At 43.4% G+C, this 422-nt stretch carries 1 pseudogene; it reads left to right on the forward strand.

From position 1 onward, the window contains the following. Positions 1 to 422 (forward strand): annotated as a pseudogene (locus tag AB4486_RS27230) (mechanosensitive ion channel family protein); the annotation flags it as partial.

A 422-nucleotide genomic window follows, 5' to 3' on the forward strand; every position in this document is an offset into this window, starting at 1 on the left:
CATCACTATTGCGAGTTTTCTCGCTTGGGTAGCTTGGCGAATTATCCATAATCGCTTAGAAATTCTGGTTCAGAAAACCCCATTCCACTGGGACGATCTACTGCTAGAAGCACTAAAAACCCCTGTCAGCACATTACTTTGGTGTTGGCCTGCTACAGTCTCTATCGGGCTAATACTTCAAGACCAGTTTGGCAATGAAATCAATTGGTTAAAAACGCTTAAACACATATTGATTATCTGTACATTCGTTTGGTTTACCTTACGAATGATCACTAACACTGAAGCCTATGTCTTAGAGCAAAAAACCAGAGACGAAACCACTGTACAAGCGATAGCGAAAGTCGCTCGCTTGTTCTTTATGGTGATGGGCGGCCTAACCATTATGCAGGCATTTGGGCTCAGTCTTTCCGGCTTACTCACCT

It is taken from the genome of Vibrio sp. 10N.222.55.C6 (genome assembly GCF_041473395.1).
Lineage (GTDB): Bacteria > Pseudomonadota > Gammaproteobacteria > Enterobacterales > Vibrionaceae > Vibrio > Vibrio crassostreae_C.